The following is a 12,774-nucleotide window of genomic DNA, read 5'->3' on the forward strand; positions in this document are numbered from 1 at the left end:
CGGCACTATTACTCCCGGATCGTTAGGGTGCAAAAGGGAGTGCCTGCCATGGGTCGTACCAATGGCGGTGGCGGGGGTTCGACTCCCCCGTCGGATGATAACCGCAGGTTTATGGAGTTTGCCGAGCGCAACGCACGGCAGGCTGGACGTCTCGCTGATCTGAAGATCGGCTCGTCGCAACTGTTCCTCCAGACCACCGAACAGACACGCATGGCGCTTTGCATTTCGGACCCGAACAAGCCCGATTGCCCGATCGTCTACTGCAATCAGGCCTTCGTCGAACTGACAGGCTACAGCCGCGAAGAGATTGTCGGACAGAACTGCCGTTTCCTGCAGGGAAAGAACACGGCACCAGAGGCGGTGGCCAAGCTCAGCAAGGCAGTTGAGACCGAAGAGTACACGGTCGTCGACATCCTCAATTACCGCAAGGACGGCACTGCCTTCTGGAACGCGGTGCATGTCGGGCCGATCTATCACGAGGACGGCTCGCTGGCCTATTTCTTCGGCTCGCAATGGGACATCACCGAACTGCTCGTCGCCCGCGAGACCATCGTCGAGAACGAGCGCGTGGCGACTGAACTGCGCCACCGTACCGACAACCTCTTCGCAGTGCTGACGGCAATCGTGCGTCTGTCCTCGCAAGGCGCAAGCGATGTCCAAGAATTCTCCCAAAAGATCGAGCGCAGGATAGAGGCGCTTGCGGGTGCCCACCGGGTCAGCCTTGCAGGCGATGGCCTGCGCGAGGGCAGGTCCAACCTGCGCGATCTCGTCGAGGCGGTGCTGCGACCTTACCGTAATGCCAATACCGATCGGATCGAGATCGAGGGCGGAACCATCGAATTGTCGCGCAGGCAGGTGACCCCGGTCGGCCTGACGCTGCACGAGTTGGCGACGAATGCGCTCAAATATGGTGCCCTGTCGGACAGCAATGGCCGCGTGCACGTGGACTGGACGGTCGATGAGGAGTGGCTCGAGATCCACTGGATCGAGCAACTGGGCGACGACCGCCAGCCGCTCAACGCAAGCCCCGAAGTCCGTGGCAGCGGTTCGGGTAGCTTCCTGATCGCGGGCGTCATCAGGGGCGTGAAGGGCAGCTTTTCAACCGATTATCGGCCCGAAGGCCTGCGCGCGACCATTCGCGTACCACTCGCGGTGAAGGCTCTCTCCTAGCGCCCGATCAGCTGTGCTTGCGCGTGCGGTACCACTTGGTCAGCACGTATTTCGCGCCTTTGATGACGGGCGTTCCCGCATGCATCGTGCCCTCATTGGGCTCGCCTTCGGGCGTGGCGTTGTTCCAGATCAGGAGCACGCCCGGCTTTGGCTCGATCGAGGCGCCGACCTCGGTAAAGTGCGTGTGTCCGCCCTCTTCGACCGTGTTGAGGAAGGCCATGGCGGTCCAGCAGCGCTGCCCGCCGCGCTTGCGTTCCAGCTTCCAATATTCTTGGTCGGTATAGAACCAATCGTTGTGCGGTTTGAACTCCTGGCCGGGAAGGTAGCGCTGGCCCTGTATTGCCTCGCCCGTCACCGGGTTCATGCCGAGCAGGTCGTCGATACGGCGCGAGATGCCTTTTACGAAGGGATCGTTCGGGTTGAAGTTGCCCGAATACGACGTGCGGAACTTGGCGACATAGGCCGTCTCGTGCAGCTCGCTCGGCCGCGCGACCACGTCGATCATGGTGATGAATCGGCGGCATTCGTCGAGAGTGAGGAAATTCGGGACTGCGAAGATCTCGGCCTTGTCCGACGGGACCTTGTAGATCTCGGGATCGGCTTCGAGGCGCGCGCGCACCTTTGCGCCGATGCGTTTGAGCGCGTCCTGGTCGGGAATCGAGGCGGTTTTCGTCATGCTCCCGATAGTTAGCGCTGGCCGTGCCTCGTGCAAGGCATCATCTTGCAGCTTGTGGTCTCTGCGCTAGTCTCTCTTCACAACAGGCGAGGGAGACCGATGATGACTGATGCCACAGCGCGCCGCTATTCAACCGGGGCGATGATCTTCCACTGGGTGATCGCCATTGCCGTGATCGTAAACTGGCGGATCGCCGAGAGCGCCGAACATGCCGAGGCGATCGAGGACAAGATCGCGATCTTCGCCAACCACAAGGCGCTGGGTATCTTGATCCTCGTGCTGACGCTGGGCCGGCTCGCATGGCGCTGGACCCATCCGGTTCCGCCGCTGCCGAGCGATACGGCCAATTGGGAGGCCGTGCTCGCCCGGACCGTGCACGTGATTTTCTACGTGCTGCTGATCGGGCTGCCACTGGGCGGCTGGTACGCCAACTCCCTTTCCGGCCGCGAGATCGACATGTTCGGACTGTTCACGATCCCGCCTCTTCCGGTGGCAGAAAACTCGGAGGCGGCAAAGGCCATCTTTGGGCTCCATGCGACCGGCGGAAAGGCATTCCTCATCCTGATTGCGCTGCACATTCTCGGCGCGCTCAAACACACTTTCATCGATAGGAATGGTGGCATTTTCCGGATGCTGCCTTTCGGCAAGGTCCCCGGGTAAGCCGGTCGGCGCATTTGCTCCGCACGGGTGGAGGTTCCCGTGCGGAGCAGGCGCCAGACCTGGTCAGGTCATTCGATCCACTGGCCTGTCCCGGTCGACACGCCTTCCTTGAGATGCATGGTCAGGACGCCGCGGCGCCCCTCGGTCGTGCCATCGCGGCCCTCTGCACCGCCGACGCAGCTGAGGCCCATGTCCTCACCCAGCCAGTTGCAGCCATAGATCAGGCTGGTGTCGGTCCCGTCGCTGCGGGTAGCGGTGCACGAGAGGTGCACGTCGAACAGGCCGTTGTCGGGCTGGTCCATGCCGATGCAGGTCACGCTGCCCGAAACCGAAGCCCCGCTGGCCGAGGTCGAGGTGAAGGGGCCCGACATCGTCCCTGACCGGCCGTTGCGGCCATCCTCGCCCATTCCGCCGACGAAGGACGGTTCACTGAATTGGATTTCGTATGTGAAATTTTCCGCGGTTGCGGGTGCAGCCAGGACGGCTGCTGCGGCTGTAATTGCGATGATGCTTTTCATGCGTCTTCCCCTGCAAAGGCCTCGACGCATCGCCTTGGGTTCGCGCGCGCCAGGCAAGTTTACAAGGCGGCCCTAGTTCCCAATGAAGCCTTTCATACCACGGGAAGGCGGCGGTTCGTGAATCTCCCGCAGCGCCAAAGCCTTACCGAGGGGCGACTCGGACATACGAAAAACCCCCGCCGATCGCTCGGCGGGGGTTTCCATGCTCCCCGGTCCACTCTCACGCCGGAGAAGCGGGGAATGAGGGCAGCTTACCAGAAGAAGTCGTAGATCACGTCGACCACTTCGCCGCTGTAGATGTCCACCAGCAGCACGTCGTCGTAATAGCGGACCCAGCGATAGGGGCCGTAGACTTCGGGCAGGCGATAACGCCACGGGTCGTTGATCCAGTAGCGGCTGCCGAAGAACAGGCTGCCGATGCGGAAGCCGATCTCGAGGCGGCGATAACGGTAGTCCCGATAGGGAGCGTAGTACCGGCCCAGGCGGAAGGTGCTGCGATGGGCATGGCGATAGCGATACCAGTCGTAGCGATGGTTATCGCGCCACCGATAGCGGTCCCACCGGTCATAGTTGTGCCAGCGGCGGCCATCCCAGTAACGCGAACGACGCTCTAGCGTGCTGCGCGCTGCCCGGTCGCGGACGCTTCGCTCGCGCCAGCGGCGCTCAGCGCGACGGTCTGCACGGCGTTCCTCGTAGCGGCGCTCTGCGCGACGATCTGCACGGCGTTCCTCGTAGCGACGCTCTGCACGACGATCCGCGCGGCGTTCGGTGCGACGCTCTTCGGCACGGCGCTCGGCCCTGCGTTCGGCGCGACGTTCCTCGATGCGGCGTTCTGCGCGGCGATCCACCCGGCGTTCGGTGCGGTCCTCTGCCCTGTAATCGCGCCGGATTTCGCGAACGGCATCGCGGCGTTCCTGCCGACGATCGCTGCGACGTTCCTCGCGTCGTTCGCCACGACGTTCCTGCCGGCCTTCGCTGCGGCGTTCCTGTCGGCGTTCGCTGCGTTGTTCCTGTCGGCGTTCCTGTCGGCGTTCCTGTCGGCGCTCGCTGCGTCGTTCGCCGCGGCGATCGCCGCGGCGCTGGAACTGCCGATCCTCGCCTTCGCGCTGCGACTGTTGTTCAGAAGCTGCAGCCGCTTCCGCTTGTGCCGGCAATGCAGTGGCCGCCATCGCAATCGCGAGGGCGCTCAGCGCGCTGCCTTTCGTCAGCATTGTGAGTGTCATGGAGCGTGTCCTTCTTTTCGTTTTCCAAGCCGCTCCACACCTGCGGCTTCTTTCGATGTCACACTTTGTATCACATCGTCCTGACCCGCAACTGAACCGGTCTGTCTACCATTCGTTCATGTTGGAGGCCTGTTAAATGAATGTGAACCGGTGGCGGATCTGCGCGTTGGAGCGTCGATGATTGAAGATATCCCTGCTGTTCGAAAGGACATCGTCACCCGACTGTTCGAAGCAACCCGTAGCCGACGCTCGGCCATGCATACGCCCGTTGTCGTGACTCCAGATGCCGATGCGCGGATCATGGTCCTGCGCGATTTCGACGCGGATGGCTGGACCTTGCGATTTCATACCGATGTCCGTGCGCCGAAAGCCTCGGTCATCGCAGAGGGCGCGGACATGGCGGTGCTGTTCTACGATCCCGAGGCGAAATTGCAGATCAGGTGCCGCGGACGAGGCCATATCGAAAGTGACACGCCGCTTGCAGAGAAGGCATGGGCGGACAGCACGGCGTTCGCGCGCAGGTGCTATCTCGGCGCAGCTCCCGGAGAGCAACGCGATGCGCCCTCGAGCGGTCTTCCCGATTGGGCGGAAGGTGTGCAGCCGAGCGAGGAAGACCTCGTCTCTGCGCGCGAAAACTTCGGAATATTGCTGGTCAGGATCGAGACGGCAGATTGGTATTGCCTGTCGCACAAGGGACACCGGAGGGCGCTTGTTACAGCGTCGGACGGGCAATGGCTCACGCCCTGAGCCCGCAATCACGGCCCGCTGAAGGCTATCCGCCCTGATGCACCGCATGCCGGTTGCGGCCGGCGCGCTTGGCTTCGTAAAGTGCAGTGTCGGCAGCGCGCATGAGGTCGCGTTCATCCCAGCCGGTCGCCAGCTCCGCCACGCCGATACTGAGGGTGATTTCGACCGGTTCCTCCCAGTCGGCGGCAAGGATACGCTGTTTGATGGATTCGCAGCGCATCCCGAGATCGCCAGCACGGCGGCGCGGGAAGACGAACAGGAATTCCTCTCCGCCGATGCGGCCGACAGTGTCACTGTCCTTCGCCTCGTCGCACAGGATATCGGCGACCCGCTTGATGACCTTGTCGCCGACCCCGTGGCCGAATTCGTCGTTCACACGCTTGAAGTGATCGATATCGATCATTGCGACCGACAGCGGTTCGCCGGTGATTTCCGATGCGTCCATCGCTTCTGCAAGGTTGGCGAGGATACAGCGGCGGTTCGGCATGCCGGTGAGCGGATCGGTCTCGGCGAGATTGCGCACCTCGGCGGCCTCGCGTTCGGCGCGCGCGCGGGCTGCCTCGAGCTGGCGCATCGTCTCCGCGCGCTCGCTCACGTCCATGATCGTGCCAAAAAGCGCGACCACGCGGCCTTTCGCATCCGCCTCGGCCTCGCCGCGGCAGTCGATATGGACAATCTCGCCGCTGGTGCGCCGGATGCGGGCTTCGAAAGCGAAGGGTAAAGCGTGGCTCGTCGCTTCGACGATGAATGAACGAACGCGGGCGCGGTCGTCTTCGTGGTGAAGGTCGAACCAATCCTCCAGGCTCGGCTGGGCATCGTCGTCATAGCCGCAAATGCGCAGGGCTTCGCGTGACCAGTGGGCTGAATTGTCGATCGGGCTGAAGCGCCAATGCCCGACCTTGGCGGTTCGCTCGGCAGTTTCCAGCAGGCGGGCGGTCTCTGCGATTTCCGCAAGGTCGCGTCCGCGCTGTGCGAGAAGGAAGGCGAGCGGCATCGAGGAAATGAGCAGCGCCACGAGATAAAGCTGGAAGAACAGGACCTGCGTCTCTGTCTCAGGGAAGAAACGCGAGACGGGTCCCGTGCCTGCGGCGGTGAGCAGCGAGCCGATGGTCGCGATGATGACGAGCGCGGCGGCAGCACCGCTCAGGCCTAGGGTCGCGGTGGCAATCGCCATGGCCATAACGGGCAGGAACAGGAGCGGGATGTCGCCCTGGCCGAATGCCGCAATACTGAGGATCGCCACCACCAGAACGGTCCAGAGCGCACGCAGAGAAACGAGGTTGCGATGCCCCTGCGGGTCCTGCGCAACGAACAGGATGACCGGCGTTACGATCAGCATGCCGAGCGTCACCGTGCTCATCCACGAGCTCAGGAATGCGTATGTGAGATTGCCCGACAGCACCCCTGCCATAACTGCGCTGAAGCAGCCTGCAAGTATCGCCGCAGCGCCGAAGCGCGCCATGTTCCAGGGCCGCGAGAGCATCATGTTGGTGCGCGCCCGTCCGCCCATGAGCGCGAAGACGAGATACCCCTCGAGCAGGTTTGCGACCGTATAGCCGACGGTGGCGAAGAAGCCGGAACCTGCCCAGAGGTTCGCCGCCATGCTTGCAGCGGCAATCCAGCCGGCAGTCATTGCGCGGCGGCGCGGTCCGAAATGGAGAAGGGCGGCAACGAAGATACCGCTTGAGGGCCAGACTGCGGCAATGCCGTCGGCGCCCTGCGTCAGGTCCAACGCGACGAAAGCGCAGACCAGCCAGGCGATGCCATAGAGCATCGGCAAGCCGAAATAGCCTGGACCCCGCGTTGCAGTCACGTGACGAAAACCCCCATTAGCCCCCTATGGACGAGGGGTTCTGACTTTTGCCTTAACAAATGATGCAGTGCAGCACCAGCTAGTAACAACGATCAGTATGATTGCTCTTACCGAACGCAATTACTGCATATCGGCGACAGTTTTCCGATAAGGGGTTGAATAGGGGGCAGTAGGCGGGCGACTACGGACTTCCCGACAATAATAGCCGGGACCAATCGCCCGCCAGAGCGAGGTCAGGCGGCCTGCTTGATGTCGCGCAGGGTCAGCTCGAAGGTCACGTCCTCGCCTGCCAGCGGGTGGTTGCCGTCGACCTTCACCGCTTCCTCGCCGACCTCGAGGATGAAAAGCGTCATCGGCTGGCCGTCTGGCGACTGGGCCTGCAGCGCCATGCCGGGCTGCGGGGCAGGTTCGGGCGGCAGGTTGGCGCGCGGGATATCGATCACCAGCTCTTCGCGGCGCGGACCGAAGGCATTGTCGCTCTCGATGGCGACCGTCGCGCTCTGGCCTACTTCGAGGCTGGTGAGCGCCTGTTCGATCTGCGGGAAGATCTGCCCGCTGCCGAGCGTGATGTCCTGCGGCCCGGTCTGCGCGGTGTTGCCGACTTCCTGTCCGTCGCCCCGCTTGAGGACGTAGTCGATGGTCACGGTGTCACCGTTGTTGGGAGTGGTCATGGTAATCCTTTTCGGAGAATTCGATTGGTGGGGCAGATGGGCCCCGGGGAACGCGGCAGCATGCCGTGCGTCTTCACAACAGAGTCTCGCAACCCACCGGTAGCGAGTCAACCGAAGTGGGCGATGGGGCCACAGCGAGGGGGATATCGAGCATGACAGGTTGGAAGAAGGCCGCGATCTGGGCGCTGCGCGGCGTATCCGTGCTGCTGGTGGCGGGATCGCTGCTCAGCACGACCGATCTCAACCAGTGGTGGATCCGCATCTGGGACTTCCCGCGCATCCAGCTCCTCGTCGCGATGATCCTGTGCCTCGCCGCGCTGGCCAAGTTCGACCGCGGCTGGCGGCCCTGGCTCCCGCTGGCGCTCGCTGTCTTCGCGATCTGGCAGGCCTACCGCGTGCTTCCCTATACCCCGCTAGCAGGCAGTGAAGTCGCACGCGTCGCCGAGCAGCAGACCGATCGCACCGGCTGCTTCACCGCGCTCACGTTGAACGTGCTGCAGGACAACCGCGAATATGGTCGCACCATCGATCTCATCGAGCGGCTCGATCCCGACATCGTCTTGCTGATGGAGACCGACCAGGCGTGGGCCGACGCCGTCGCTCCTGCACTGGCAAGCTTCCCGCAGCGGATCGACCGCCCGCTCGACAATACTTACGGCATCATGTTCGCATCGAAGCTCCCGATGACCGACGCTTCAATCCAGGACCTCGCGCAGAAGGACACGCCTTCGGTCGTCGCGACGCTTTCGGTCGGCGGGCACGATTTCCGCATGATTGCCCTTCATCCGCGCCCGCCCGTGCCCGACCAAGACACCGAAGAGCGTGATGCCGAAATCGTGATGGCCGCCAAACAGGCGCAGGACCTCGAACTTCCGGTCCTTGCAATCGGCGATTTCAACGATGTCGCATGGTCGGACACGACGCGCCTGTTCAAGGATATCGGCGGCTTCCTAGACCCGCGCATCGGCCGCGGAACCTATGCGACCTTTCCGGCAGGCATGGTGTGGCTCGGCTGGCCGCTCGACCACCTCTTCGTGACCCAGGAATTCCTCTTCTCCGAAATGCGCGTGGGCGAGAGCGTCGGCTCAGACCACCGCCCGGTCATCGCCCGCCTGTGCCTCGACCCCGAAGCCGCCCGCCCGCGCAACGAGCAGGCAGAAGCCCCGGATGAGGGCGACGAGGAAGATGCGGGCGAGGTAATGGAAGAGTTCGAGGAGGACACGGCGAAAAATGCCGTGGAGGGCGAGGCGGGCTAAAAAAGGGCCGCGCTAGCTAGCGCGACCCTCCTTGTTTCCGGCGCCGATATCAGCGCGTCAGCTTCTTGTACTGCAGCCTCGTCGGACGATCTGCTGCATCGCCGAGACGGCGGCGCTTGTCTTCTTCGTAGGCTTCGAAGTTACCTTCGAACCATTCGACGTGGCTGTCGCCCTCGAAGGCGAGGATGTGCGTTGCCAGACGGTCGAGGAAGAAGCGGTCGTGCGAGATGACCACGGCGCAGCCGGCGAAGTTCTCGATCGCCTCTTCCAGCGCACCAAGCGTTTCCACGTCGAGGTCGTTGGTCGGTTCGTCGAGCAGCAGGACGTTGCCGCCCTCCTTCAGCATCTTGGCCATATGTACGCGGTTGCGTTCACCGCCCGACAGCTTGCCGACGTTCTTCTGCTGGTCCGCGCCCTTGAAGTTGAACGCGCCGACATAGGCGCGGGTCGAGGTGTCGTGGCCGTTGACCTTCATGTAGTCGAGGCCGTCCGAAATCTCTTCCCAGACGTTGTTCTTGGGATTCAGGTGATCGCGGCTCTGGTCGACATAGCCCAAGTGGACGGTCGAGCCGATTTCCACCGTGCCGCTGTCGGGTTCTTCCTTGCCGGTCAGGATCTTGAACAGCGTGGACTTGCCCGCGCCGTTCGGTCCGATCACGCCGACGATGCCGCCCGGGGGCAGCATGAAGGAGAGGTTTTCGAAGAGCAGCTTGTCGCCATAGGCCTTGGAGATGTTCTTGGCCTCGATGACCTTGCCGCCAAGGCGCTCGGGCACCTGGATGACGATCTGTGCCTTGCCCGGCTTCCGGTCCTTCTGGCCTTCCTGCAGTTCTTCGAACTTGCGGATACGCGCCTTGGACTTGGTCTGGCGCGCGCTGGGCGTCTGCCGGATCCATTCGAGTTCGCGATTGAGGGCCTTCGAACGGCCGCTTTCCTCGCGCGCTTCCTGCTCGAGACGCTTGGCCTTCTTCTCGAGATAGGTCGAGTAGTTGCCTTCGTACGGGTAGTAGGAACCGCGATCGAGCTCGAGGATCCATTCCACCACATTGTCGAGGAAGTAGCGATCGTGGGTGATCATCAGCACCGCTCCCGCATATTCCTTGAGGTGGTTTTCAAGCCACTGGACAGATTCTGCGTCGAGGTGGTTGGTCGGTTCGTCCAGCAGCAGGATCGAAGGCTTCTGGATCAGCAGGCGGGTGAGGGCCACGCGGCGCTTTTCACCACCTGAAAGATCGGTGACGGGCCAGTCGCCCGGAGGGCAGCGCAGCGCTTCCATTGCGACTTCGAGCTGGTTGTCGAGCGTCCAGCCGTCGACCGCATCGATCTTGTCCTGCAGTTCGGCCATTTCGGTGCTGAGCGCATCGAAATCGGCGTCTTCTTCGGCCATCTCCATGCCGATCGCGTTGAAGCGTTCGACCATGTCCGCGATCTCGCGCGCGCCGTCCTTGACGTTTTCGAGCACGGTTTTGCTCTCGTCGAGCTCCGGCTCCTGCTCGAGGTAACCGACGGTGATGTTCTCGCCCGGCCATGCTTCGCCGGTGAAGTCCTTGTCGATGCCGGCCATGATCTTGATCAGCGTGGACTTACCCGCGCCGTTCGGACCCACGATGCCGATCTTGGCACCCTGATAGAACTGAAGGTTGATATTGCTGAGCACCGGCTTCTGGGCACCGGGGAAAGTCTTGGTCATGTCCTTCATGACGAAGGCGTATTGCGCGGCCATCGGGCGAGATCCTTGAATCGATCTTGCGAGAATGGGAGAGTTGGTGCGCAGATAGTGGCACGGTGCCCTCGGGGCAAGGTGGCACTGGCATTTGGCACCCGGCTGGCCTAGGCGCAAATCGCAATGAGCGAAGAGCCGGGTCAGTCAGGGAAATTGCCGCAGGTCGCCATCCTGTTTTCGCAGTTCGCCGCCTATCACGTGGACCGCGTGGAAGCGGCCGCGCGAAGGCTGGCAGGCCGCGCAGAAGTGCTTGCAGTGGAATATGCCACGACCAGCGCGACCTATGCGTGGGAGCCCGCCGAGGGCATCGAGCGCGCCCGGCACATCACGCTGTTTCCCGGCAAGAGCTATGACGAGGTCGGCCACCTTGCCCGTTATCGCGCCGCGATGAGGGCGCTGCGCGGAGCAGACATGGTCTGCGTGGGAGTGCCTTACTCTGAACGTGACATCATTGCGCTCTCTTGGCGGCTGGCTGCGACGGGCAAGCGCATGGTCATGATGACCGAGAGTAAGTTCGACGATTTTCCCCGCGTATTGGCACGCGAGGCGGCGAAGGCGAGGGTACTCTCGCCCTACAAGGCGGCCATCGTCGGCGGGCTGCGCCAGCGCGATTATCTGAGGTTCCTGGGCTTCGGGGAGAAGCCGATCCTGCCGGGCTACGACACGGTCGGCCTCGACCGTATCCGCGAGCAGGGCGGCGGCGAGGCGGTGCGCTTCGAGGACCGCGATTTCCTCTTCGTCGGGCGCTTCGTGGAAAAGAAGAACCTTTCGACGCTGCTCGCCGGATATGCGCGCTACCGCGAACTGGCCGGCGATGCGGCCCGCGGTCTCGTTCTTGCGGGCGACGGCGAGCTCGCGGAGGATCTCAAAGAGCAGGCAGGCGAGGGGGTGGAATTCACCGGCTTCCTGCGCGCCGAAGACGTGTCGAAGCGGCTCGCGCGCGCATTGGCGCTGTGCCTCGTCAGCACGGAAGAACAGTGGGGGCTGGTGGTCAACGAGGCAGCGGCTTTCGGCGTGCCCGCCATCGTCAGCCATGCCGTCGGTTCGCGCGATGCGCTCGTGCGCAATGCGGTTACCGGCTACGTGGTCGAGCCGCAGTCGGTCGAAAGCATCGCGCGCTCGATGCTGGCGCTTTCGCAGAGCGAGCTTGCGTGGCAACGCTATTCCGAGGCGACCGCCGAGCGCGCGCCGCTGGGCGATACCGAGCGCTTCGCCGATGCAGTGGAGGCGCTGTTCGATCCGGCGAGCGAAGGCGCGGCCCGCGCGCAGCAATTCTGGCAGGAGGTTTCCAAGACATGAGTGAAGCGAAACCCGGCGCCTTGGCGCGCTATTCGCTGACCAAGCGCGTGCTGGTGACGGGCGGGGCGGGTTTCCTCGGCTCGCACCTGTGCGACCGGCTGATCGCCGACGGACACGAGGTGCTGTGCGTCGACAACTTCTTCACCGGCGCGCGGGCGAATATCGCCCACCTGCTCGGCCACGAGCGTTTCGAACTGCTGCGCCACGACATCACCATGCCGCTCTCGGTAGAAGTGGACGAAATCTACAATTTCGCCTGCCCGGCCTCGCCGATCCACTACCAGTTCGACCCGGTCCAGACGACCAAGACCAGCGTGATCGGCGCGATCAACATGCTCGGCCTCGCCAAGCGGCTTCGCGTGCCGATCCTGCAAGCCTCGACCAGCGAGGTCTATGGCGATCCGGAAATCCATCCTCAGACCGAGGACTACTGGGGCAACGTCAATCCGATCGGTCCGCGCTCTTGCTATGACGAGGGCAAGCGTTGTGCTGAGACCCTGTTCTTCGACTATCGCCGCCAGCACGACCTCCCGATCAAGGTGGTGCGCATCTTCAACACCTATGGTCCGCGCATGCACCCCAACGACGGGCGCGTGGTGTCCAACTTTATCCTGCAGGCGTTGCGCGGCGAGGACATCACAATCTTCGGAGACGGAGAGCAGACGCGCAGCTTCTGTTATGTCGACGACCTGATCGATGGCTGCGTGCGCATGATGGGCACTGACGCCGACACGACCGGTCCGGTGAATATCGGCAACGAGGGCGAATACTCGATGCTCGAGCTGGCCGAGACCGTGCTCGACATTGTCGGCGGCAAGTCGAAGCTGGTGCACAAGCCGTTGCCGCAGGACGACCCGCGTCGCCGCCGGCCCGATACCTCGCTCGCGCGCGAAATGCTCGGCTGGGAAGCGACCACGAAACTGCACGACGGGCTTGCGAAGACGATCGCCTATTTCGAAGAAAGCGGGCACGCGAAAGCCGATTGAGGCTTGGCATCGCCGCTGGCGATGTTAGCAAG

General features: G+C 63.2%; 12 protein-coding genes. 6 read left to right on the forward strand and 6 right to left on the reverse strand.

Annotated features, from left to right (window positions below):
* Positions 1-48: 48 nt before the first annotated feature.
* Positions 49-1,170, forward strand: a complete 1,122-nt coding sequence (locus ACZ1G8_RS10440) for a PAS domain-containing protein (RefSeq protein ID WP_472679344.1) — start codon at positions 49-51, stop codon at positions 1,168-1,170.
* A 7-nt stretch (positions 1,171-1,177) separates the two neighbouring features.
* Here ACZ1G8_RS10440 and ACZ1G8_RS10445 read toward each other — a convergent pair whose 3' ends face one another.
* Positions 1,178-1,846: a prolyl hydroxylase family protein gene (locus ACZ1G8_RS10445; RefSeq protein ID WP_472679345.1), complete on the reverse strand. Its 669-nt coding sequence runs from the start codon at positions 1,844-1,846 to the stop codon at positions 1,178-1,180.
* Positions 1,847-1,948: 102 nt separating this feature from the next.
* Between ACZ1G8_RS10445 and ACZ1G8_RS10450 the strand changes: the two genes are divergently transcribed.
* Positions 1,949-2,506, forward strand: coding sequence for a cytochrome b (locus ACZ1G8_RS10450; protein WP_472679346.1), 558 nt, complete (start codon positions 1,949-1,951; stop codon positions 2,504-2,506).
* Positions 2,507-2,574: 68 nt separating this feature from the next.
* Here ACZ1G8_RS10450 and ACZ1G8_RS10455 read toward each other — a convergent pair whose 3' ends face one another.
* Positions 2,575-3,024 (reverse strand): hypothetical protein, encoded by a 450-nt coding sequence (locus ACZ1G8_RS10455; protein ID WP_472679347.1) that lies wholly within the window; start codon positions 3,022-3,024, stop codon positions 2,575-2,577.
* Positions 3,025-3,275: 251 nt separating this feature from the next.
* Positions 3,276-4,247 carry an RcnB family protein gene (locus tag ACZ1G8_RS10460; protein ID WP_472679348.1) on the reverse strand — a complete coding sequence of 324 codons (972 nt, stop codon included), beginning with the start codon at positions 4,245-4,247 and terminating at the stop codon, positions 3,276-3,278.
* A 177-nt stretch (positions 4,248-4,424) separates the two neighbouring features.
* On the opposite strand from ACZ1G8_RS10460, the gene ACZ1G8_RS10465 reads away from it, so the two are divergent.
* Positions 4,425-4,994 (forward strand): flavin-binding protein, encoded by a 570-nt coding sequence (locus ACZ1G8_RS10465; RefSeq protein WP_472679349.1) that lies wholly within the window; start codon positions 4,425-4,427, stop codon positions 4,992-4,994.
* Between the two features lie 25 nt (positions 4,995-5,019).
* On the opposite strand, the gene ACZ1G8_RS10470 is transcribed toward ACZ1G8_RS10465, so the two are convergent.
* Both ACZ1G8_RS10470 and ACZ1G8_RS10475 read right to left on the reverse strand, forming a co-directional pair.
* Positions 5,020-6,807: a sensor domain-containing diguanylate cyclase gene (locus ACZ1G8_RS10470; protein WP_472679350.1), complete on the reverse strand. Its 1,788-nt coding sequence runs from the start codon at positions 6,805-6,807 to the stop codon at positions 5,020-5,022.
* 233 nt (positions 6,808-7,040) lie between these two features.
* Positions 7,041-7,478 (reverse strand): FKBP-type peptidyl-prolyl cis-trans isomerase, encoded by a 438-nt coding sequence (locus ACZ1G8_RS10475; RefSeq protein ID WP_472679351.1) that lies wholly within the window; start codon positions 7,476-7,478, stop codon positions 7,041-7,043.
* A 152-nt stretch (positions 7,479-7,630) separates the two neighbouring features.
* On the opposite strand from ACZ1G8_RS10475, the gene ACZ1G8_RS10480 reads away from it, so the two are divergent.
* A complete protein-coding gene (locus tag ACZ1G8_RS10480) occupies positions 7,631-8,734 on the forward strand; it encodes an endonuclease/exonuclease/phosphatase family protein (protein ID WP_472679352.1) in 1,104 nt (367 codons plus the stop codon).
* Positions 8,735-8,783: 49 nt separating this feature from the next.
* Here ACZ1G8_RS10480 and ettA read toward each other — a convergent pair whose 3' ends face one another.
* Positions 8,784-10,457: an energy-dependent translational throttle protein EttA gene (gene ettA, locus ACZ1G8_RS10485; RefSeq protein ID WP_472679353.1), complete on the reverse strand. Its 1,674-nt coding sequence runs from the start codon at positions 10,455-10,457 to the stop codon at positions 8,784-8,786.
* A 123-nt stretch (positions 10,458-10,580) separates the two neighbouring features.
* Here ettA and ACZ1G8_RS10490 point away from each other — a divergent pair, with 123 nt between their 5' ends.
* Positions 10,581-11,756: a glycosyltransferase gene (locus ACZ1G8_RS10490; protein WP_472679354.1), complete on the forward strand. Its 1,176-nt coding sequence runs from the start codon at positions 10,581-10,583 to the stop codon at positions 11,754-11,756.
* Positions 11,753-12,742, forward strand: coding sequence for a UDP-glucuronic acid decarboxylase family protein (locus ACZ1G8_RS10495; RefSeq protein ID WP_472679355.1), 990 nt, complete (start codon positions 11,753-11,755; stop codon positions 12,740-12,742). Before ACZ1G8_RS10490 ends, ACZ1G8_RS10495 begins: the two co-directional genes overlap by 4 nt.
* The last annotated feature ends 32 nt before the right edge of the window (positions 12,743-12,774 follow it).

Source organism: Qipengyuania sp. BR81-2 (assembly GCF_055693895.1).